At 70.1% G+C, this 20,729-nt stretch carries 23 protein-coding genes, 1 tRNA gene and 1 riboswitch; of the genes, 8 read left to right on the top strand and 16 right to left on the bottom strand.

The features are described from left to right. The first annotated feature begins 41 nt into the window (after positions 1 to 41). From bcp to ACIRJT_RS14225, 4 genes are all read left to right on the top strand, one after another. A complete protein-coding gene (bcp, locus tag ACIRJT_RS14240; RefSeq protein ID WP_007450654.1) occupies positions 42 to 509 on the top strand; it encodes a thioredoxin-dependent thiol peroxidase in 468 nt (155 codons plus the stop codon). Between the two features lie 197 nt (positions 510 to 706). Continuing rightward, positions 707 to 2,203 carry a glycine betaine/L-proline transporter ProP gene (gene proP, locus ACIRJT_RS14235; protein ID WP_403908457.1) on the top strand — a complete coding sequence of 499 codons (1,497 nt, stop codon included), beginning with the start codon at positions 707 to 709 and terminating at the stop codon, positions 2,201 to 2,203. 163 nt (positions 2,204 to 2,366) lie between these two features. Then, positions 2,367 to 3,371 carry an HNH endonuclease gene (locus ACIRJT_RS14230; RefSeq protein ID WP_403908455.1) on the top strand — a complete coding sequence of 335 codons (1,005 nt, stop codon included), beginning with the start codon at positions 2,367 to 2,369 and terminating at the stop codon, positions 3,369 to 3,371. Positions 3,372 to 3,413: 42 nt separating this feature from the next. Next, a tRNA-Leu gene (locus ACIRJT_RS14225) sits at positions 3,414 to 3,500 on the top strand. A gap of 108 nt (positions 3,501 to 3,608) precedes the next feature. Here ACIRJT_RS14225 and rdgB read toward each other — a convergent pair. The 4 genes from rdgB to ACIRJT_RS14205 all read right to left on the bottom strand — a co-directional run bounded on the left by rdgB (position 3,609) and on the right by ACIRJT_RS14205 (position 5,977). Further along, on the bottom strand, positions 3,609 to 4,211 hold the full coding sequence (gene rdgB, locus ACIRJT_RS14220; protein ID WP_403908453.1) for an RdgB/HAM1 family non-canonical purine NTP pyrophosphatase: 603 nt from the start codon (positions 4,209 to 4,211) through the stop codon (positions 3,609 to 3,611). 77 nt (positions 4,212 to 4,288) lie between these two features. Next, positions 4,289 to 4,678 (bottom strand): hypothetical protein, encoded by a 390-nt coding sequence (locus ACIRJT_RS14215; RefSeq protein WP_403908451.1) that lies wholly within the window; start codon positions 4,676 to 4,678, stop codon positions 4,289 to 4,291. A gap of 123 nt (positions 4,679 to 4,801) precedes the next feature. Continuing rightward, positions 4,802 to 5,539, bottom strand: a complete 738-nt coding sequence (rph, locus tag ACIRJT_RS14210) for a ribonuclease PH (RefSeq protein ID WP_018958495.1) — start codon at positions 5,537 to 5,539, stop codon at positions 4,802 to 4,804. A 147-nt stretch (positions 5,540 to 5,686) separates the two neighbouring features. Beyond that, a complete protein-coding gene (locus tag ACIRJT_RS14205) occupies positions 5,687 to 5,977 on the bottom strand; it encodes a glucose PTS transporter subunit EIIB (RefSeq protein WP_078625861.1) in 291 nt (96 codons plus the stop codon). 163 nt (positions 5,978 to 6,140) lie between these two features. On the opposite strand from ACIRJT_RS14205, the gene ACIRJT_RS14200 reads away from it, so the two are divergent. Continuing rightward, on the top strand, positions 6,141 to 7,400 hold the full coding sequence (locus tag ACIRJT_RS14200) for a PTS transporter subunit EIIC (protein ID WP_403908449.1): 1,260 nt from the start codon (positions 6,141 to 6,143) through the stop codon (positions 7,398 to 7,400). 278 nt (positions 7,401 to 7,678) lie between these two features. Continuing rightward, positions 7,679 to 8,944: a PTS transporter subunit EIIC gene (locus tag ACIRJT_RS14195; protein ID WP_403908447.1), complete on the top strand. Its 1,266-nt coding sequence runs from the start codon at positions 7,679 to 7,681 to the stop codon at positions 8,942 to 8,944. Positions 8,945 to 9,037: 93 nt separating this feature from the next. Here the strand turns inward: ACIRJT_RS14195 and ACIRJT_RS14190 are convergent, their stop codons facing one another. Together ACIRJT_RS14190 and ACIRJT_RS14185 are read right to left on the bottom strand one after the other, a co-directional pair. Next, positions 9,038 to 9,520, bottom strand: coding sequence for a GNAT family N-acetyltransferase (locus ACIRJT_RS14190; RefSeq protein ID WP_403908445.1), 483 nt, complete (start codon positions 9,518 to 9,520; stop codon positions 9,038 to 9,040). A 43-nt stretch (positions 9,521 to 9,563) separates the two neighbouring features. Continuing rightward, positions 9,564 to 10,316, bottom strand: a complete 753-nt coding sequence (locus ACIRJT_RS14185; RefSeq protein WP_403908443.1) for an MBL fold metallo-hydrolase — start codon at positions 10,314 to 10,316, stop codon at positions 9,564 to 9,566. A gap of 237 nt (positions 10,317 to 10,553) precedes the next feature. Between ACIRJT_RS14185 and ACIRJT_RS14180 the strand changes: the two genes are divergently transcribed. Further along, positions 10,554 to 11,063: a type II toxin-antitoxin system PemK/MazF family toxin gene (locus tag ACIRJT_RS14180; protein ID WP_403908441.1), complete on the top strand. Its 510-nt coding sequence runs from the start codon at positions 10,554 to 10,556 to the stop codon at positions 11,061 to 11,063. Positions 11,064 to 11,180: 117 nt separating this feature from the next. Here the strand turns inward: ACIRJT_RS14180 and ACIRJT_RS14175 are convergent, their stop codons facing one another. The 10 genes from ACIRJT_RS14175 to clpS all read right to left on the bottom strand — a co-directional run bounded on the left by ACIRJT_RS14175 (position 11,181) and on the right by clpS (position 19,205). Beyond that, positions 11,181 to 12,131: a cysteine synthase gene (locus tag ACIRJT_RS14175; protein ID WP_365549457.1), complete on the bottom strand. Its 951-nt coding sequence runs from the start codon at positions 12,129 to 12,131 to the stop codon at positions 11,181 to 11,183. Beyond that, the gene (locus ACIRJT_RS14170; RefSeq protein ID WP_006124874.1) at positions 12,131 to 12,409 is read right to left on the bottom strand and encodes a MoaD/ThiS family protein; all 279 of its coding nucleotides are present in this window, start codon (positions 12,407 to 12,409) and stop codon (positions 12,131 to 12,133) included. The genes ACIRJT_RS14175 and ACIRJT_RS14170 overlap by 1 nt, the downstream gene beginning before the upstream one ends. A 98-nt stretch (positions 12,410 to 12,507) precedes the next feature. After that, positions 12,508 to 12,636, bottom strand: coding sequence for a putative leader peptide (locus ACIRJT_RS14165; RefSeq protein ID WP_257002268.1), 129 nt, complete (start codon positions 12,634 to 12,636; stop codon positions 12,508 to 12,510). Between the two features lie 69 nt (positions 12,637 to 12,705). After that, entirely contained in the window at positions 12,706 to 13,503 is a 798-nt protein-coding gene (locus ACIRJT_RS14160) for an ABC transporter ATP-binding protein (RefSeq protein ID WP_403908439.1), read from the bottom strand. Between the two features lie 28 nt (positions 13,504 to 13,531). Further along, positions 13,532 to 14,572 (bottom strand): FecCD family ABC transporter permease, encoded by a 1,041-nt coding sequence (locus ACIRJT_RS14155; protein WP_403908437.1) that lies wholly within the window; start codon positions 14,570 to 14,572, stop codon positions 13,532 to 13,534. Continuing rightward, positions 14,569 to 15,564 (bottom strand): ABC transporter substrate-binding protein, encoded by a 996-nt coding sequence (locus ACIRJT_RS14150; protein ID WP_403908435.1) that lies wholly within the window; start codon positions 15,562 to 15,564, stop codon positions 14,569 to 14,571. The genes ACIRJT_RS14155 and ACIRJT_RS14150 overlap by 4 nt, the downstream gene beginning before the upstream one ends. Positions 15,565 to 15,601: 37 nt before the next feature. Then, positions 15,602 to 15,800: riboswitch (cobalamin riboswitch) on the bottom strand. 37 nt (positions 15,801 to 15,837) lie between these two features. Then, the gene (locus ACIRJT_RS14145) at positions 15,838 to 16,260 is read right to left on the bottom strand and encodes a Mov34/MPN/PAD-1 family protein (protein ID WP_007450621.1); all 423 of its coding nucleotides are present in this window, start codon (positions 16,258 to 16,260) and stop codon (positions 15,838 to 15,840) included. Positions 16,261 to 16,388: 128 nt separating this feature from the next. Further along, positions 16,389 to 17,837: an amino acid permease gene (locus ACIRJT_RS14140; protein WP_403908433.1), complete on the bottom strand. Its 1,449-nt coding sequence runs from the start codon at positions 17,835 to 17,837 to the stop codon at positions 16,389 to 16,391. Between the two features lie 368 nt (positions 17,838 to 18,205). Beyond that, positions 18,206 to 18,817 (bottom strand): DUF2017 domain-containing protein, encoded by a 612-nt coding sequence (locus ACIRJT_RS14135; protein ID WP_403908431.1) that lies wholly within the window; start codon positions 18,815 to 18,817, stop codon positions 18,206 to 18,208. Positions 18,818 to 18,887: 70 nt separating this feature from the next. Continuing rightward, positions 18,888 to 19,205, bottom strand: a complete 318-nt coding sequence (clpS, locus tag ACIRJT_RS14130; RefSeq protein WP_403908429.1) for an ATP-dependent Clp protease adapter ClpS — start codon at positions 19,203 to 19,205, stop codon at positions 18,888 to 18,890. A gap of 79 nt (positions 19,206 to 19,284) precedes the next feature. On the opposite strand from clpS, the gene ACIRJT_RS14125 reads away from it, so the two are divergent. Next, positions 19,285 to 20,613 carry a nicotinate phosphoribosyltransferase gene (locus tag ACIRJT_RS14125; RefSeq protein ID WP_403908427.1) on the top strand — a complete coding sequence of 443 codons (1,329 nt, stop codon included), beginning with the start codon at positions 19,285 to 19,287 and terminating at the stop codon, positions 20,611 to 20,613. Positions 20,614 to 20,729: the final 116 nt, after the last annotated feature.

The following is a 20,729-nucleotide window of genomic DNA, read 5'->3' as shown; positions in this document are numbered from 1 at the left end:
CTCGGTCCCGTCCGACCCGCGCACCACCCGAGGAGAACCACATGAGCGAGCGACTGAAGCCCGGCGACACCGCTCCCGCCTTCACCCTTCCCGACGCCGACGGCAACGAGGTGTCGCTCGCGGACCACAAGGGCCGCAAGGTCATCGTGTACTTCTACCCGGCCGCTCTTACCCCCGGATGCACCAAGCAGGCCTGCGACTTCACGGACAACCTCGACCTCCTGACGAGCGCCGGGTACGACGTCATCGGCGTCTCCCCCGACAAGCCGGAGAAGCTCGCGAAGTTCCGCGACACGGAGAACCTCAAGGTCACTCTGGTGGGCGACCCGGCCAAGGAAACTTTGGAGGCCTACGGCGCCTTCGGCGAGAAGAAGCTTTACGGCAAAGTGGTGACGGGCGTGATCCGCTCCACCGTCGTCGTCGACGAGGACGGCAAGGTCGAGCACGCGTTCTACAACGTGAAGGCGACCGGCCACGTGGCCAAGATCATCAGGGATCTGGGCATCTGACACCCGCCGCCCGGGGCGCCGGCCCCGGGCCACCCCTCACAGGATTCCGGCGATAACGGCGATTCCGACCGGCGGCCGACCGGAGAACGTGTTCAGATCATGTGAGGGAGATCGCATCGGCCCACGAAGTCGGTTTGCGACCGCCATGACTGCGCAGAAGCTTTTCCTGGAACGCACTCCGAGGAAAGGACCCGGCCATGGCGGCCTCCGACCCCCACCAGGCGGCCGACCCCGAAGCGGTCAAACGCCACCCCACGCTCTTCCGGGCCATCAGGAAGCGGCGGAACCCGCGGCTGCGCCGGACGGACATCACGGTCACCGACGACGCCGCGGTCAAGCGCGCCGTGAAAGCCGCCTCCCTGGGTAACGCCATGGAGTGGTTCGACTTCGGGATCTACTCCTACCTCGCCGTGACGATCGGACAGGTCTTCTTCCCGTCCGACAACGAGACCACGCAGCTCCTCTCCTCCTTCGCGACCTTCGCGGTGGCCTTCCTCGTACGGCCGCTCGGCGGCATGTTCTTCGGCCCGATGGGCGACAAGGTCGGCCGCAAGAAGGTCCTCGCGCTGACGATGATCCTGATGGCCGTCGGCACGTTCGCGATCGGCCTGATCCCCTCGCACGACACGATCGGCGTCTGGGCCGCGGTCCTGCTGATCTTCTTCCGGATGCTCCAGGGCTTCTCGACGGGCGGTGAGTACGGCGGCGCCTCGACGTTCATCGCCGAGTACGCCCCCGACAAACGACGCGGCTTCTTCGGCAGCTTCCTGGAGTTCGGCACCCTGGCCGGCTACGTCGGCGCCGCGGGCCTCGTGACCGCCCTGTACGCCCTGCTGACCGACGCGCAGATGGAGGCCTGGGGGTGGAGGATCCCGTTCCTCGTCGCGGGCCCGCTGGGCCTGGTCGGCCTCTACCTGCGACTGCGCCTGGACGAGACCCCGGCCTTCCAGAAGCTGGAGGGCGGCACGGCGCACGCGAGCGAGGCGGCGGACGGCGTCGAGTCGACGGCCAAGGGCGACCTCGCGAAGATCTTCCGGCAGTACTGGCCGACGCTGATCCTCTGCATCTGCCTCGTCGGCGCGTACAACATCACCGACTACATGCTGCTGTCGTACATGCCGACGTACCTCTCCGACGAGCTCGGCTACAGCGAGACCCACGGTCTGCTGATCCTGCTGGCGGTGATGGTGTTCCTGATGACGATCATCAGCCAGGTCGGCAAGCTGTCCGACCGCTTCGGTCGCAAACCGCTGCTGATGGCGGGGATGCTGGGCTTCCTGTTCCTCTCCCTCCCCGCGTTCCTCCTCATCCGGGTGGACGGCATCCTCCCGATCACCATCGGCATGCTGATGCTGGGCCTCTCCCTGGTCTGCATGCTCGGCACGATGTCGGCGGCGCTTCCGGCCCTGTTCCCGACGAACGTCCGCTACGGGTCCCTGTCGGTCGGCTACAACCTCTCCGCGTCGATCTTCGGCGGCACGACCCCGCTGGTCATCACGGCCCTGATCAGCTGGACCGGCTCCAACCTGATGCCCGCGTACTACGCGATGGCGGCGGCCCTGGTCGGCCTGATCGCGGTCGCCTGCATGAAGGAGACGGCCCAGCAGCCGCTGATCGGCTCCCCGCCGTCGGTCGAGACGGACGAGGAGGCGGCGGAACTGGTCCAGTCCCAGGCACCGGACCCGAAGTTCTGACCCGCTCCCTTCCGGCCTCCTCGGAGGAACGGCCCGTACCGCTCACGTCGAGCGGTACGGGCCGTTCCGCGTCCTCACCGAATGTCGGGCGTGACTGTCCGATAAACGGTTCGTTACTCCGTACGGGGCTGCGAACGCGCGCCCGGGACGGAGGGGGCAGCTCATGGGGAACAGCCCGTACACACGGGAGCGGCTGGCGGAGGGCATAGCCGCATCGGCGAACTGGACAGACCTGATGCGCCGCCTGGGGCTGCCGGAGAACGGCGGCAGGCGACGCACACTCCAGCGGAAGGCGACGGAGTACGGGCTGGCCACTTCGCACTTCAAGCAGCGGAGCCCGTGGAAGAAGTACCCGGACTCGGCGATCGCAGCAGCGGTGAAACGCAGCACCTCGCTGCGCGAGGTCGTCAACGAACTCGGTGCCCCACCGGCCAGCGGCACTCTCTCCCACATCGGCCGCCGTATCGCCGCCGCTGGAATCGATGTCGACCACTTCCCGGGGCTTAACCGCTCCCAGCCGGATCTCTCCTTCACCACCGATGAGTTACGGGCGGCGGCAGCGTCGGCCACGAGCATCCGGGGTACAGCGTGCAGTCTGGGGATACCCGACGACAGCCGGTCACGCTCTGCGCTGGCCGGCCTGCTGCGGAGGCGCGGCATCGACACTTCGCACTTTCGCAACGCGCGCTTGGCGATTCCGGAGGACGCCCTGCGGAATGCGGTTCCCAGCAGCACCAGTTATGCGGACGTCATGCGGGCGCTCTGCCTCGAAGTCAACGACACCAACCACCGCCGCGTGCGACGCAAGGTTGTCCAGCTGAAGCTCGACACCGGCCACTTCACCCGACGCTCCTGGACAGCGGCGAGGGTCCCCGAGCCCCGCGCGATCGCGCCGACCACCCTCATCGTCAGACCGCCCGGATCAACCCGCACACACCGCACTCGGCTCCACCGCGCCCTGCAGGAGCTCGGTGTCGCGTACCGCTGCGTGTCCTGCGGCAACCCGGGCCAATGGCTGGGTCAGTCGTTCACGCTCCAGATCGATCACATCAATGGCGACTGGCTGGACAACCGGGCTGAGAACCTGCGGTACCTGTGTCCCAACTGTCATGCGCTGACCGAAACGTGGTGCGGTAAAGGACGTCGTGCGAGGTCGGGCACCCCATAACTCACAGGACTGGCGGCCCCTCCCTTGTAGACTGCGGAGGACGCGCGAGTGCTGGAATTGGTTAGACAGGCTGGCCTTAGAAGCCAGTGTCCTAGTGGCGTGAGGGTTCGAGTCCCTCCTCGCGCACCACGCGGACAGGCCCGGCCCGCAGGAATGCGGGCCGGGCCTGTCGGTTTCGAGGAGCCGCCGTGCGGGGCAGCGGGCAGCGCCCTGGCACGCGCGGGCGGGTAGGTGGCGCTACCCCGCCAACTCCCGCACCACCGGCACCAACGCCCGGAACGCTTTCCCCCGGTGGCTGATCGCGTTCTTCTCCGCCGGGGTCAGCTCCGCGCAGGTGCGGGTCTCGCCCTCCGGCTGGAGGATCGGGTCGTAGCCGAAGCCGCCGGTGCCGGAGGGGGTGTGGCGCAGGATGCCGTTCAGGCGGCCCTCGACCACGTGTTCCGTGCCGTCGGGGAGGGCCAGGGCGGCGGCGCAGGCGAAGTAGGCGCCGCGGTGTCCGTCGGCGATGTCGCCGAGCTGGGCCAGGAGCAGGTTCAGGTTGGCCGCGTCGTCGCCGTGGGTGCCGGACCAGCGGGCCGAGAAGATGCCGGGGGCGCCGCCGAGGACGTCCACGCAGAGGCCCGAGTCGTCGGCGACGGCGGGGAGGCCGGTGGCGCTCGCCAGGGCGTGGGCCTTGAGGAGCGCGTTCTCGGCGAAGGTGACGCCGGTTTCCTTGACGTCGGGGATGTCGGGGTACGCGTCCGCGCCGACGAGGTCGAGGTCGAGTCCCGCGTCGGCGAGGATGGCGTGGAGTTCGGTGATTTTCCCGGCGTTGCGGGTGGCGAGGATCAAGCGCTTCATGGGGCGATTATCGCCCCGGGCGGCCTGGGCGGGCCGTGCCCTCGGCCCGGGCCGCCCGTGATCGGCGAGGCGCCGCCCTACGGGCTGCAGACCTTGCCGATCTCCGTCGCCGCGTCCGTCACCGGGGTGATGTCGGGGGTGGCGTCGCCGGCCTCGATGGACTTGCGGACGCCTGTGACGCCCGCCTGGAGGTCGTCGACGGCCTTGGAGAGGTCGGCGTTGTCCGTGGTGTCGTCGAGCTTCTTCAGCTCGCGGTCGATCTCGTCCAGGGACTCGGAGGCCTGGGTGATGTCCTCGGAGGCGTTGGAGACGGCCTGCTGGAGGTTGCCGACGCTGGTGGCGATCGCGTCGGCGGTGCGGACGCAGTCGAGCGCCTTGTCGAGGCCGGCGCAGCCCGCGGCCGTGGTCAGCGTCAGCAGGGTGGCGGCGGTGGCGAGTGCGAGGCGTTGGTGACGGCGCGAAGCCATGGTTCGGTCCCTCCCCGGGGATCGTTACGTGGACGGACGCACGGTTCGACCCGTGCGCCCGTGTCCGTAACGACGCTCTGTGGTGCGTATTTGGTTGCTTCTTTACCCGTGGAGGGCGGGTCGCTACGCGTCCTGGGTGCGGGCGAGTGCGTCGCGCTGGAGTGCGGCGAGGTCGACGCAGCCGGCGGTGGCGAGATCGAGGAGCGCGCCGAGTTCCTTCCGGTCGAAGGGTGCGCCCTCGGCGGTGCCCTGGACCTCGACGAAGCGGCCGTCCCCGGTGCAGACGACGTTCATGTCGGTCTCGGCGCGGACGTCCTCCTCGTAGCAGAGGTCGAGGAGCGGGGTGCCGTCGACGATGCCGACGCTGATGGCGGCGACGGTGTCGGTGAGCGGCTTGCGGCCGGCCTTGACGATCTTCTTGCCCTGCGCCCAGGCGACGGCGTCGGCCAGGGCGACGTAGGCGCCGGTGATGGCGGCCGTACGGGTGCCGCCGTCGGCCTGGAGGACGTCGCAGTCCAGGACGATGGTGTTCTCGCCGAGAGCCTTGTAGTCGATGACGGCGCGCAGCGAACGGCCGATCAGGCGGCTGATCTCGTGGGTGCGTCCGCCGATCTTGCCGCGTACGGCTTCGCGGTCGCCCCGGGTGTTGGTGGAGCGGGGCAGCATGGAGTATTCGGCGGTGACCCAGCCTTCGCCGCTGCCCTTGCGCCAGCGCGGGACGCCTTCGGTGACGGAGGCGGTGCAGAAGACTTTGGTGTCGCCGAAGGAGATGAGGACTGAGCCCTCGGCGTGCTTGCTCCAGCCGCGTTCGATGGTGACGGGGCGGAGCTGTTCGGGGGTGCGGCCGTCGATGCGAGACATGGGCCCGACCTTATCCGGTGGCGGGGGTGGCTCCGTTCGGGTGCCGTGGCGGCCGCCGTGGACCGGATGCGCGAGGACGTCGGGCACGGCGCGGCCCCGTCCTCCGGTGGAGGACGGGGCCCGCGGTTCCGGCGTGGGGTCAGCCGGTCACATCATGTCTTCGATGTCGGCGGCGATGGGGTCCGCGTCGGTGCCGATGACGACCTGGATCGCGGTGCCCATCTTGACGACGCCGTGGGCGCCTGCGGCCTTGAGGGCGGCTTCGTCGACCTTGCTGGGGTCGTGGACCTCGGTGCGGAGGCGGGTGATGCAGCCTTCGATCTCGTCGATGTTGTCGATACCGCCGAGCCCGGCGACGATCTTCTCAGCCTTGGTGGCCATGTCCTTCTCCCTGGTTTCGCGCGCAGACGGCCGCCCGCTGCGGGTCCGTTTCGTCACGGTAACGCACGGTTGGCCCAACTTCACGAGCGGGTAACCGGACGATCCCGAAAGATGACGATCACCGGCGCCCTGCCTTCGGGACGGACCCCGGACCGTGACGCAACTGGTCTACACCAGTTTGCAACGACCGCCAAACGTGAAGTGTTCCGGGAGGACGCCCATGAGTTCGAGCGCCGCTGCGGTACCGCAGCGAAAATGGTGGAACGGACCGGTCCAGGGCCTGCAGAAGGTCGGGCGGAGCCTTCAGCTCCCGGTGGCCGTCCTCCCCGCCGCAGGCCTGCTCGTCAGTCTCGGCAACCTCTTCAGCTCGTACCTGGACGGCGCCTTCTGGGACAAGACCTCCAAGGTCCTGCTCAACGGCGGCGGCGCGATCCTCGACGGCGAACTGGGCCTGCCCCTGCTGTTCTGCATCGGCGTCGCCATCGGCTTCGCGAAGAAGGCGGACGGCTCCACCGCGCTGGCGGCCGTCGTCGGCTTCCTGGTCTACCGGGGCGTGCTGACCGCCTTCCCCATGGACGGCACCGTGACGGAGGCCCTGCCCGACGGTGAGCCGCAGAACCCGGGCGTGCTCGGCGGCATCCTGATCGGGCTGCTGACCGCGGTCGTCTGGCAGCGCTACCACCGCACCAAGCTGGTCGACTGGCTCGGGTTCTTCAACGGGCGACGCCTGGTGCCGATCCTGATGGCATTCCTCTGCGTGGTCCTCGGCGTGCTGTTCGGCCTGCTGTGGCAGCCGGTGGGCGACGGGCTGACCTGGTTCTCCAAGCAGCTGATCGACCTCGGCTCCTGGGGTGCGGCCATCTTCGGCTTCGCGAACAGGTTGCTGATCCCCATCGGCATGCACCAGTTCCTGAACACGTTCTTCTGGTTCCAGGCGGGCGAGTTCACCGGGGCGGACGGCCAGACCGTGCAGGGCGACATCTCCCGGTTCTTCGCCGGGGACCCGTCGGCCGGCCAGTTCACCTCCGGCTTCTTCCCGATCATGATGTTCGGCCTGCCGGCCGCCGCTCTGGCCATCACCCACTGCGCGCGGCCCGAGCGCCGCAAGGAGGTGGCGGGCCTGATGGTCTCGGTGGCGCTGACCTCGTTCGTCACGGGGGTGACCGAGCCGCTCGAGTTCTCTTTCATGTTCGTCGCGCCGCTGCTGTACGGCGTGCACGCGGTGCTCACCGGGGCGTCGATGGGCATCACCTGGCTGCTGGGGGTGCACGCGGGGTTCAGCTTCTCGGCCGGGTTGATCGACTACGTCGTCAACTGGCATCTGGATACGAAACCCTGGCTGATCATCCCGATCGGCGCGTGCTTCGCGGTGATCTACTACGTGGTCTTCCGTTTCGCGATCATCAAGTTCGACCTCAAGACACCCGGGCGGGAACCGGAGGAGATCGAGAAGGAGATGGAGAAGGACCTCACCAAGTAGCGCTGAGGCGCAGGCCTGCGGGCCTTCGACCCGGCGCGGACGGCACGCACAAGGCCCTCGGACCACCCGGTCCGGGGGCCTTCGGCATGTCACCGAACGTACCGGATCTGCTACTGCGAATAAGCAGGGAATTGCAGGTTCCTTATCTAACCCTCACCGTGCTAAAACTGGTCTACACCACTGAGTGGTCCAGACCACGGCTGTCTGCCGGCGTCTGTCGAGTCGCCGCCTCCCCGCATCAACGACCTGGGCGGCACCGTGCCCCATGGAGGAAGTTGATGACCACGGCTGAGACCGCACCCGCGGCCGAGAAGAAGAGGGGCGCCGGCGTGATGGCCGTCATGCAGCGCATCGGCCGCAGCATCATGCTGCCGGTCGCCGTGCTGCCGGCCGCCGCGCTCCTGGTCCGCCTCGGCGACAGCGACATGCTGGGCCGCGAGTCGTTCCCGACCTTCATCACGAAGCTCGCCGGCTACATGAGCGCCGGAGGCAGCGCGCTCCTCGACAACATGGCGCTGCTGTTCGCCGTCGGCATCGCGATCGGCTTCGCGAAGAAGTCGGACGGCTCCACCGCCCTGGCCGCCGTCACCGGCTACCTGGTCTTCAAGAACGTGCTGGCCACGTTCACGGACCCGAACCTGGACAAGGTCGCCGAGGTCATCGACGGCAAGATCGTCATGACCGAGGCGCCGGTGGACGCCAAGGTCCTCGGCGGTGTCGTGATGGGCATCGTCGTGGCCCTGCTCTACCAGAAGTTCTACCGGACCAAGCTGCCCGACTGGGCCGGCTTCTTCAGCGGCCGCCGCCTGGTCCCGATCCTCTCCGCCCTCGCGGGTCTGCTCATCGGTATCGTCTTCGGTCTGATCTGGCCGGTCCTCGGCACGGGTCTGCACAACTTCGGCGAGTGGCTGGTCGGCTCCGGCGCGGTCGGCGCGGGCATCTTCGGTGTCGCCAACCGTGCGCTGATCCCGGTCGGCATGCACCACCTGCTGAACTCCTTCCCGTGGTTCCAGGCGGGCGAGTACAACGGCAAGAACGGCGACATCGCCCGCTTCCTGGAGGGCGACCCCACCGCCGGACAGTTCATGACCGGCTTCTTCCCGATCATGATGTTCGCCCTCCCGGCGGCCTGCCTCGCGATCGTCCACTGCGCCCGCCCCGAGCGCCGCAAGGTCGTCGGCGGCATGATGTTCTCCCTCGCGCTCACCTCGTTCGTCACCGGTGTGACCGAGCCGATCGAGTTCACGTTCATGTTCATCGCCCCGGTGCTGTACGCGATCCACGCGGTGCTGACGGGTGTGTCGATGGCCCTGACCTGGGCGCTCGGCATGAAGGACGGCTTCGGCTTCTCGGCCGGTCTGGTCGACTTCGGGCTCAACCTGGGCATCGCCACCAAGCCCTGGATGCTGGTGCTGGTCGGCCTCTGCTTCGCGGTGGTCTACTACGTGATCTTCCGGTTCGCGATCACCAAGTTCAACCTGCCGACTCCCGGCCGGGAGTCGGACGAGGAGCTCGCCGAGCTTCAGAAGGCCGAGGCGAAGTAGCCTCCGCCACCCCCGTATGCCGCAGCCCCCGCCTCCCGAAGACGTCTTTCGGGAGGCGGGGGCTTCGGCATGCCCGCGGTACGTACGGTCGTGTCACCTCCGGCGTACGGGCACGTCCAGCCGGAAGAGCTGGCGGGAACCGCCCTCCGGTCCCGGTTCGACGGGCTCGCCGGGGCGGAAGCCGAGCCGCTCGTAGAAGACGCGGGCCCCGCTCTCCACCGCCCCCGGGTGGTCGGGCCCGAAGGTCACCACCTCGACGGTGCCGGGCCCGGTGACGTAACGGCGCATCGCCTCCGCCATCAGGAGGCGGCCCACGCCCGCGCCGCGGAGGTGCTCGGAGGTGACGAGCCAGTGCACGTGGTACGTGGGCGGTTCGGCGCCGAACAGCAGGCCGCCGACGGGACCGGGCGCGTCGGCGGACTCGGCGACCAGGGCCGCCCCGTCCCGGATGTGGTCTTCCACCGCGCGGTGGAAGCCCGGCTCCTCGACCATCGGCCCGAACCAGTGCTCGACCTGGGACGCCAGGGACAGGAAGCCGTCGAGATCGCCCTCCCGGGCGGGTCTGATCGTGATCATCCCGGGAGTCTCGCAGAGCGGGCCGCGGCTCGGTGCCCGGCTCTCAGATCTCGTACACCGCGCCCGGGGCGGCCAGTTCCACCGGGCCCGGGTAGACCGCACGGGCGTCGGCGGCGTTGCGGTCGGCGTCGGTCCACGGCGGGATGTGGGTGAGGACGAGCCGGCGCGCTCCGGCGCGGGCCGCCGCCTCGCCGGCCTCGCGGCCGTTGAGGTGCAGGTCCGGGATGTCCTCCTTGCCGTCGACGAACGACGCCTCGCAGAGGAACAGGTCCGCGTCCCGGGCCAGCTCCTCCAGCGCCTCGCACGTCCCCGTGTCGCCGGAGTAGGCGAGGACGGAGCCGCCGTGCTCGATCCGGATGCCGAAGGTGTCGACGGGGTGGCGGAGCTGCTCCGTACGGACCGAGAAGGGGCCGATCCCGAAGGACTGGGACTTGAGGGTGTGGAAGTCGAAGACCTCGCTCATCGCCCGGTCGGACGGGGTGTCCCCGTGGGCGGCGGTCAGGCGCTGCTCGGTGCCCTCGGGCCCGTAGACCGGGAGGGGGACGGGGCGGGCGCCGTCGTGGCGGTAGTAGCGCACGACGAAATACGCGCACATGTCGATGCAGTGGTCGGCGTGCAGATGGCTGAGGAAGATCGCGTCGAGGTCGTAGAGACCGACGTGGCGCTGCAGCTCTCCGAGGGCGCCGTTGCCCATGTCGAGGAGCAGCCGGAAGCCGTCGGCCTCTACGAGGTAGCTCGAGCATGCCGAACCCGTGGAGGGGAACGAGCCGGAGCAGCCGACGACGGTGAGCTTCATGGAGCGTGAACCTCCGGTGCGCGGGAACGGGGAGGGTTCGTGCGATTCCGCCGGAGCTTCGTACGGGTGCCTGCGGAATGGGTTCTGCGGTTTGTCGAGCGTAAGGCGCGAAACTCCGCGTCGCTCCTTTGCTGCCCTCCGTTGTGGGGGAACTCACCTGCTCTGTCACCGGTTCGATGGAAGCGCGCCCACCGGCCGCCCCGTCGTGCCCGTCCCGGCCGCCGGTACGGTCGGGGGATGAACACGTTCTGGTGGGTGGCGCTGGTCGCCGTGGTTCTGCTGGCACTCGTGGCCGCGGTGGTGGACGGCCGGGGGCGCTCGGACCGCGGTCCGCGCTCGCGCAGGCCCCGGCGGCCGGTGGGGTCGACCCGGCCGCCGTCCCGGCCGCGGCCTTCCGGTCCGGAGGGGCGGGGGGACGGGCGTACGCCTCGGGCCGGTGAGGTGTGGTGGGCCGATGTGCCGTACGAGGACGGGCCCGGGTCGAAGGACCGGCCGTGTCTGGTGATCTCGGTACGGGGGCGGGGCCGGGGGCGCACGGCGCTGGTCGCGAAGATCACCAGCAAGCACCACGAGGAGCGGCCCGGGGTGATCGCGCTGCCTTCGGGGACGGTCGGGGACCGGCAGGGGCGGCAGAGTTTCCTGGAGACGGACGAGCTGCGGGAGGTCCGGATCGCCGGGTTCCGGCGGCGGGTGGGTGCGGTGGACCCGGGGCTGTGGGAGCGGGTGCGCGGGCTGGGTGCGGAGTGAGGGGCGGGGCCTTTCGGGGCGCTGCCCCGGGCCCCGCTCCTCAGTCGCCGGAGGGGCTTGGAAGACGTCCTCGAGCGCCGGACGGGCTGCATGGGTGCGCCCGGCCGGGGCCCGGGGTTACGCCCAGAGCTGGCCCTGAAGCGTTTCGATCGCCGCTTCTGTCGTCTCCGCCGTGTAGACGCCGGTCGACAGGTACTTCCAGCCGCCGTCCGCGACGACGAAGGCGATGTCCGCGCTCTCCCCCGCCTTGACCGCCTTGTTGCCCACGCCGATCGCCGCGTGGAGGGCGGCGCCGGTGGAGACGCCCGCGAAGATGCCCTCCTGCTGGAGGAGTTCGCGGGTGCGGGTGACCGCGTCGGCGGAGCCCACGGAGAAGCGGGTGGTGAGGACCGAGGCGTCGTAGAGCTCGGGGACGAAGCCCTCGTCGAGGTTGCGCAGGCCGTAGACCAGGTCGTCGTAGCGCGGTTCGGCGGCGACGATCTGGATGCCGGGGCGGTTCTCACGGAGGTAGCGGCCGACGCCCATGAGGGTGCCGGTGGTGCCGAGGCCCGCGACGAAGTGGGTGATGGACGGGAGGTCGGTGAGGATCTCGGGTCCGGTGGTGGCGTAGTGGGCGCCCGCGTTGTCCGGGTTGCCGTACTGGTAGAGCATCACCCAGTCCGGGTGCTCGGCCGACAGCTCCTTCGCGACGCGGACGGCGGTGTTGGAGCCGCCCGCGGCCGGGGAGGAGATGATCTCGGCGCCCCACATGGCGAGCAGGTCGCGCCGCTCCTGGGAGGTGTTCTCCGGCATGACGCAGACGATCCGGTAGCCCTTGAGCCTGGCCGCCATGGCGAGCGAGATGCCGGTGTTGCCGCTGGTGGGCTCCAGGATGGTGCAGCCGGGTGTCAGGCGGCCGTCCTTCTCCGCCTGTTCGACCATGTGGAGCGCGGGGCGGTCCTTGATCGAGCCGGTGGGGTTGCGGTCCTCCAGCTTGGCCCAGATCCGTACGTCCTCGGACGGGGACAGCCGGGGCAGACGCACCAGAGGTGTGTTGCCCACGGCTGCCAGCGGGGAGTCGTACCGCATCAGCGCATGCCGCCGGCGACGGCCGGGAGGATCGTGACGTTGTCGCCGTCGCTGAGCTTGGTGGAGATGCCGTCGAGGAAGCGGACGTCCTCGTCGTTGAGGTAGACGTTCACGAAGCGGCGGAGCTGTTCGCCGTCGACAATGCGCTCACGGATGCCGGTGTGGCGGCTCTCCAGGTCGGCGAAGAGGTCGGCGAGGGTGTCCCCGTTGCCTTCGACGGCCTTCGCGCCGTCGGTGTAGGTGCGGAGGATGGTCGGGATGCGGACCTCGATGGCCATGGCGTGGGCTCCTGTCGAAAGCGTGGAGGTGGCGTGGGGCGCGCGTTTCTGCCCCCGCGCAGGGGGTGGTGCGTGTGGGTGGGCGCGCGGACCGCGGCTCAGGCCGGGCGGCTCACGGGCAGGCTGCGGGCGGGACAGATCGCGCTGGCGAGCCTGCACAGGTCGACGTGCAGCCGCGCTACGAGCAGCGTGCCCGGCGTCCTGTTGCTCACGTCATGGGGAACCATGCGGGCATCGTATCGATTCCCGGTGCGGAAACCCGAGTGTCGTATCAGATGGTGGATGGTGAGCGACCGTTATGTGGACATCGCGGGGCGGGTGAGCCCTTCCGGCAGGTAGACGACCGTGGGTGCGCCGGTCTTCGGGTGGGTGCTGACCTCGGCGGCGACGCCGTACACCTCGCCCAGCAGTTCGGCCGTGAGGACCTCTTCCGGAGTGCCGGAGGCGACGACCCCGCCGTCCTTGAGGACGTAGAGGCGGTCGCAGTAGTACGCGGCGAGGTTGAGGTCGTGCAGGGCAAGGAGGTTGGTGGTGCCGAGGTCGCGGACCAGGGAGAGGATCTCCAGCTGGTAGCGGATGTCCAGGTGGTTGGTCGGCTCGTCCAGGACGACGAGCGACGGCTGCTGGACCAGGGCGCGGGCGACCAGGGCGCGCTGGCGTTCACCGCCGGAGAGGGAGGCGAACGTACGGGGTTCGAGGGCGGCGATGCCGACCCGGGCGAGGGCCTCGGTGACCAGGGCGGTGTCGGCGGCGGTGTCCGCCTCCCAGAACCGCTTGTGCGGGGCGCGGCCCATCGCGACGACCTGGCCGACGGTGAGCTCGAAGCCGGCGTGGCCGTCCTGCGGGACGGTGGCGATGCGCTGGGCGCGGGCCTTCACGGGGAGGGCGGCGAGGTCGTCGCCGTCGAGGAGGACACGGCCGTGGGTGGGGCGCAGGGTGCCGTAGACGCAGCGCAGGAGGGTGGTCTTGCCGCTGCCGTTGGGGCCGACGAGGCCGACGGTCTCGCCGTCGGCGGCGGTGAGGTCGACGGAGTCGACGAGGTGGCGGCCCTCGCCGACGCCGTACGAGAGGCCCTCGGTGCGCAGGGTGGTCACGGGCGGGCTCCCTCGACGGGTGGTGTCTTCATGCGGGCGCTCCTTCGGGGCGGCGGCGGAGCATCCAGAGGAAGAACGGGCCGCCGGTCAGCGCGGTGAGGACGCCGACCGGGATGTCCTGCGGGGCGGCGAGCGTCCGGGCGGCCAGGTCGGCGAGGACCAGGAACACCGCCCCGCCGAGGGCGACGACCGGGAGCAGGGCGCGGTGCGCGGCGCCGACGGCCATCCGGGCCATGTGCGGGACCATCAGCCCGACGAAGCCGATCGCCCCGCTGTAGGCGACGAGCGCCCCGGTCATCAGGGAGGCGAGGACGAAGACGGCGGCCCGGAAGCGGGCGGTGTCGAGGCCGAGGACGGTCGCGCCCTCCTCCCCCACCAGGAGCAGGTCGAGCGGGCGGGCCAGGGTGAGGAGGACGGCGGTGCCGACGACCAGGGTGACGGTGGGGAGCGCGAGCATGTCCCAGCGGGCCGCGCCGAGGCCGCCGAGGGTCCAGTAGAGGACTTCCTGGAGGTGGTCGGCGCGGGCGGAGGTGACCAGGATCAGGCTGGTCAGGGCGGAGAGGACGTAGGAGACGGCGACTCCGGCGAGGACGAGCCGGTTGGTGGTGAGGCCGCCTCCGCCGCGCGCCAGGGTGTAGACGAGCAGCAGCGAGAGCAGCGCGCCGGCGAAGGCGGCGGCGGGGATGGTGACGGTGGTGGCGAGGGTCGCGCCGATGCCGAGGACGATCACGAGGACGGCGCCGGTGGAGGCTCCGGAGGAGACGCCGAGGAGGAACGGGTCGGCGAGCTGGTTGCGTACGAGGGCCTGGAGGACGGTGCCGATGACGGCGAGTCCGGCGCCGACGACGATGCCGAGCAGCACCCGGGGCAGCCGGACGTCCAGGACGATCGTGCGGAAGGGGCTCGCCTCGGCCCGCCCGGTCAGGATGTCGAGGACCTGGCCGGGCGGGATGCGGACGGAGCCGAGGGCGAGTGCGGCGAGCACGGCGGCGGCGAGGAGCGCGGCGAGGGCGCCGAGCACCAGGGTGTAGCGGAGCAGCCGCCGCGGTGCGGGGGTGCGGCAGCTCACGGGGTGGTGGCCCCCGGGTGGAGCTGGGCGGCGAGCTTGTCGACGGCGGCGGGGACGCGGACGCCGAGGACGGCGTCGGAGAGCGGCATGACCGCGAAGCGCTCGTTCTTGATGGCGGGGACGTCGGCGAGGGCCGGGTCGGTGAGGAGGCGCTTCTTCTTCTGTTCGACGGTGGTCGCGCCGTAGTCGTAGATCACGATGACCTCGGGCTTGCGGTCGACGACGTTCTCCCAGGAGGCGTCGCCGAAGGGCTTGTCGAGGTCGGCGAAGACGTTGGTGCCGCCGGCCCGTTCGATCAGTTCGTTGCCGATGCCCTCACCGCCCGCGGTGAAGGCGGTCTTGTCACCGCTGTCGTAGACGAAGACGGAGACGGGCTTCAGGTCGGCGAGCTTCTTCGCGGTGGCGGCGTTGTCGGCCTTGGCCTGCTTGATCCAGGCCTCGGCGCGGTCGGGGACGCCGAAGGTGCGGCCGACCTCGCGGATCTCCTCGTAGAGGGTGTCCATGGGCTGGTCGCCCTTGGTGCAGCTCTCGGTGTTGAGCCGGGTCTCGATGCCGGACTTCCTCAGCGCCTCGCGGCCGCGGCCGTCGGCGGCGGTGAAGGCGCTGCTGTAGCCGCCGTAGACGAAGTCGGGGTCGGCGGCGAGGACCTGCTCGTAGGAGGGGTACTCCTTGGCGATGACCGGGACGGACGCGTAGTCCTCCGCGTACTTCGGCAGGACCTGGTCGTCGAGGAAGGCGGTGCCGACGAGGGACTTCTTCAGGCCCAGTTCCAGCATGATCTCGGTGACGTGCTGGTTCATGGTGACGACGCGCTTCGGCGGGGCGTCGAACGTGGTGGTGACACCGCAGTTCTTCACGGTGTACGGGAAGCCGTCGCTCTTCGCCGCGGCCTTCTCCCCGGTGGCGGCGTCGCCGTCCGGGGTGGAGCAGGCGGTGAGGGCGAGCGGGAGCAGCACGGCGGCGGCTATGAGCGCGGGGGTGCGCCGGGACATGGCGAGGCCTCTCCGGGGGATTTCCGCGTCCCCTGGTCGATGCGAGAAGGCGGCGGGCCAGTTCCTGACTTCCGGGCCGCCCTCCGGTGCGTCGTCGTCCTCTTGAGGAGTCCGTCCGCGTGGGAGGGGGCCCGGTCACAGTGGCGGGACCGTGCCGGATTCGCACCGGCTTCCTGGTTCCTGCTGCCTTGATGGGTCTGGGGGCAGTGTGCCAGACCCGCACGGGGGCCCTGCGGGGGCACCCGGGTGGGTTCCTGGTGGGTCCCTGGTGGGTCAGTACGCCTCGACGACCCGCACGTCTTCCTCGGTGATCTCGCCGTCCACGATGCGGTACGAGCGGAACTGGAAGGGTCCGGCGTCGTCGGTGTCGGCGGTGGAGACCAGGACGTAGTGGGCGCCGGGTTCGTTGGCGTAGGTGACGTCGGTGCGGGAGGGGTAGGCCTCGGTCGCCGTGTGCGAGTGGTAGACGATCACGGGCTCCTCGTCGCGGTCGTCCATCTCGCGGTAGAGCTTGAGGAGGTCGGCCGAGTCGAACTCGTAGAACGTGGGCGAGCGGGCGGCGTTGAGCATCGGGATGAAGCGCTCGGGGCGGTCCGTCCCGGCCGGGCCCGCGACCACTCCGCACGCCTCGTCGGGGTGGTCGGCGCGGGAGTGGGCGACGATCTGGTCGTGGAGCGCCTGGGTGATGGTCAGCATGGCGCCAGGATATGCAGGCGGCCCCCGCGTACCAGTAAGTGGTACGCGGGGGCCGCATGCTGGACGCGTCGGCCGTTGGGGCGGCCGGGGCGGTCCGGGAGGAGGGCGGTGTGGGGCCCGCCCTCGGGTCAGTGGGTGTCGGCGGTGTTCCTCTTCTCCGCGGTGCGCGACTGGATCACCCGGTAGGAGACGAAGAGGAGGAGCGCCCACAGCGGTGCGCAGTAGAGCGAGACCCTGGTGTCCTCGTCGATCGCCATCATCACGATGACCAGGCCGATGAACAGGAGCGCGAACCAGCTCGTGTACGGGGCTCCGGGGGCCTTGAACGAGGACTGCGGGAGCAGACCGGCGTCGGCCGCGCGGCGGTAGCGGATCTGGCTGATCAGGATCATGATCCAGGCCCACATGCCGGAGATGGTCGCGAAGGAGACGACGTAGGTGAACGCCTTGCCGGGCCACTGGTAGTTGATCCACACGCCGACGAGCATCAGGGCGGCGGAGAAGGTGGTGCCCACCAGCGGCAGGCCGTTCTTCGTCAGCTTGGTGAAGGCGCGGGGGCCCTGGCCGTTGAGGGCGAGGTCGCGGAGCATGCGGCCGGTGGAGTACATGCCGGAGTTGCAGGAGGAGAGCGCGGCGGTGAGGACGACGAAGTTGACGATGGCGGCGCCGACGCCGAGCCCCATCTCCTCGAAGGCCTTCACGAACGGGGAGGCGTCGGGCTCGAAGGTGGACCACGGCACGACCGAGAGGATCATGATCAGCGCGCCGACGTAGAAGACGGCGATGCGCCACGGCACGGTGTTGATGGCCTTGGGCAGCACGGTCTTGGGGTCCTTGGACTCCCCGGCGGTGACGCCGACGAGTTCGACCGCGAGGAAGGCGAACATGACGATCTGGAGCGTCATGAGCGTGCCGGTGATGCCGTTGGGGAAGAAGCCGCCGTCGTTCCAGAGGTTGGCGACGGTGGCGGTGTCGCCGGCGTCGGAGAATCCGACGGTGAGCACGCCCGCGCAGATCAGGATCATACCGATGATCGCGGTGACCTTGACCATGGAGAACCAGAACTCCAGCTCACCGAAGAGCTTCACGGAGATCAGGTTGGCGCCGTACAGAATGACGGTGAACACCAGGGCCGAGAGCCACTGCGGAATGTTCCACCAGTACGTCATATAGGTGGCGGCGGCGGTGACTTCGGTGATTCCGGTGACGACCCAGAAGAGCCAGTAGGTCCAGCCGGTCACGAATCCGAAGAACGGGCCGAGGAATTCCCGGGCGTACTCCGAGAAGGAGCCGGAGACCGGGCGGTACATGAGGAGTTCGCCCAGGGCCCGCATGATGAAGAAGATGACCAGGCCCGCGACGACGTAGGCCAGGATGAGGCTGGGTCCGGCCCGGTCGATGGCTTTGCCCGCGCCGAGGAAGAGCCCGGTGCCGATGGCTCCGCCGATGGCGATCATCTGAATCTGACGAGCGCCCAGACCGCGCTGGTATCCCTCGCCACCGGTCCCGGAGTCCCCGGCGTCGCCGCCGGGCCGACCCTTGTCGATGTGTCCCTCGTCGACCTGTGCCGATGTCATGGTGGTGCGCCTTTCTCCACGCCGATCCGCGCCTCACAAAGCCGCGGATCAGGTCCTGATCCCCCCGGATATGGATGGAGTGCCGCCGGCGTTCGGCCGGTTCGTGGCGCCCCCGGGAACAGGGGTGGCGTCCCCGGGCGGTCGTGAAGATTTATCACGGCCGCCACCGGACACCGTGGGACATTCTGTGGCGCACGACACAGGAAAAAGCGGGCAAGGGGTTCCGTCCGGCACGAAAAGGCCGGATCACTTGGTGCGATCGTTATGCGGATCTGAGCGTCCGTTGAGCGAACGGAGGGTGCCCGCCCCGGTGTGACGGGCGGGCGCCCTCCGCGTTCACGGCCTTACCGCATTACGGCATTACGGCATTACGGCATGAGCGTTTCGACGAGCGTTTCCTGGAGTGCGCCGAGCCAGAGGTAGGCCATCACCATGGGCTTGCGCGGATCGGCGTCGGGGAGCCGGTAGAGCGAGCCCTCCTGGCCCTCGTCCTCGTCGGAGACCTCCAGCCGGGTGCCGATGGTCAGGCGCAGGTCGTTGAGGGAGCGCAGCCAGCTGCGGCACTCGTCGCCGGTGAGGGTGAGGACGGCGCCGCCCTCCCCGGTGGGCGAGAGCGCGTCCAGGGTGCGGACGACGGCGACGGCGTCCTCGCGCTTGCCCGAGCGCAGGTCGTTCTCGGTGAAGCGGCGGAACTCGGAGGACAGCTCGCGCAGCTCCTCCTCAGGCTTTCCGCCCTCGGCGGGCCGGTCGGGGCCGCCGTAGGCGTCGGGGAAGAGCCGGGCGAGCGCCGGGTCGGACGGCGGCTTGCTGGGGCCCTCGGCGAAGAGGGCGGCGAGCGGGTCCTCGCCGTCGGCGGGCGTCTCGCCCGGGCCGATCAGTTCGAGCAGCTGGACGACGAGGGAGCGCAGGATGGAGATCTCGACCTCGTCGAGCGCGACGGCCGCGCCGCCGCCTGGGGTGGCCTCGAAATGGCCGGCCATGGATTCTCCGATGGTGGGTCGAACGGGGCGGGTGAGGGCGGGGCGAGGGGCGGGCCGAGCCCTGAAGGGGTCAGTCGCGGTCCTGGGTGAGGGTGGCCCACAGCCCGTATCCGTGCATGGCCTGGACGTCGCGTTCCATCTCCTCGCGGCTCCCGCTGGAGACGACGGCGCGGCCCTTGTGGTGCACGTCCATCATGAGCCGGCGGGCCTTGTCCTTCGGGTAGCCGAAGTAGGCCTGGAAGACATAGGTCACGTAGCTCATGAGGTTGACCGGGTCATTGTGGACGAGCGTCACCCACGGGACGTCCGGCTCGGGGACCACGAAGGTCTCCTCGGCCGAATCGGGACGTTCGATCTCTAGCGGGGTAGCAACGCTCACCTGTCCCATGCTGCCACCCGGGCGGGTCCCGTGCACAAACGGACCCCACATCTCGTCACTTTGACGAATAGGGGGTAGCATCCCAGCCATGAACTCAGCGGACCTCGGGCGACGGGTCGGCGTTCCGTCGACCGCGCTCTTCACCGACCAGTACGAGCTGACCATGGTGCAGGCGGCCCTCAAGGCCGGCACCGCCGACCGGCACTCGGTCTTCGAAGCGTTCACCCGCCGACTGCCCGAGGGGCGGCGCTACGGAGTCGTCGCGGGCACCGGCCGGGTGCTGGACGCGGTGGAGAACTTCCACTTCGACGACGAGATGATCGGCTTCCTGCGGCAGCAGGGGATCGTCGACGAGCCCACCCTCGAATGGCTGGCCGACTACCGCTTCAGCGGCGATATCTGGGGCTACCCGGAGGGCGAGGTCTACTTCCCCGGCTCCCCGATCCTGCGGGTGGAGGGCTCCTTCGCCGAGTGCGTGCTGCTGGAGACGGTGATCCTCTCCATCCTCAACCACGACTCCGCCATCGCCGCCGCCGCCTCGCGGATGTCGGCCGCCGCCGGGGGCCGCCGGCTGATCGAGATGGGCGCGCGCCGCACCCACGAGCTGTCCGCGGTCGCCTCGGCCCGCGCCGCGTACGTCGGCGGCTTCGACGCCACCTCCGACCTGGCGGCGGGCTTCCGCTGGGCGATGCCGACCGTCGGCACGAGCGCGCACGCCTTCACCCTGCTGCACGACACCGAGCGCGACGCGTTCCGGGCGCAGGTGGACTCGCTGGGCCGGGGCACGACACTGCTGGTCGACACGTACGACGTGACCGAGGCGGTCCGGGCGGCCGTCGAGATCGCGGGGCCCGAGCTGGGCGCCGTACGGATCGACTCCGGCGACCTGCTGCTGGTCGCGCACCGGGTGCGGCAGCAGCTGGACGAGCTGGGGGCGACGGGCACGAAGATCGTGGTGACCTCGGACCTGGACGAGTACGCCATCGCCTCGCTGGCCGCCGCACCGGTGGACGCGTACGGGGTCGGCACCCAGCTGGTCACCGGGAGCGGGCACCCCACCTGCTCGATGGTCTACAAGCTGGTGGCCCGCGCCGGCTCGGCGGAGCCGGACGCCCCGCTGGTGCCGGTGGCGAAGAAGTCGCTCGGCGCGAAGTCGTCCAAGGGCGGCCGCAAGTGGGCCGCCCGACGGACCGACGCGCACGGCGTCGCCGAGGCCGAGGTGATCGGCACCGGTCCGGTCCCCGAGGAGCTGGCCGGCCGGCAGCTGCTGGTGGAGCTGGTCCGGGACGGCGAGGTGGTCGCCCGCGAGCCGCTGGAAGCGGTGCGGGAGCGGCACGTGGCCGCGCGCGCGGGGCTGCCGATGTCGGCCATCCAGCTGTCCCGGGGCGAGCCGGTGATCCCGACCGAGTACGCCTGAGAGCGGCCCGGTCCGGACGCCGGGGCGGCCCCCGGCGGGCCGCCCCCGCGGGCGGGCCCCCCGGGGGCGCAAACCCGGGTTTGGCGGGCGGGGGTGGTTGTGTCGGGCCCGTGCCC

Origin of the sequence: Streptomyces sp. NPDC102283 (assembly GCF_044766265.1) — a bacterium.
Taxonomy (GTDB): domain Bacteria; phylum Actinomycetota; class Actinomycetes; order Streptomycetales; family Streptomycetaceae; genus Streptomyces.
Note: the sequence above shows the minus strand (reverse complement) of the source record. Positions and strands in the feature narration are given on the sequence as shown.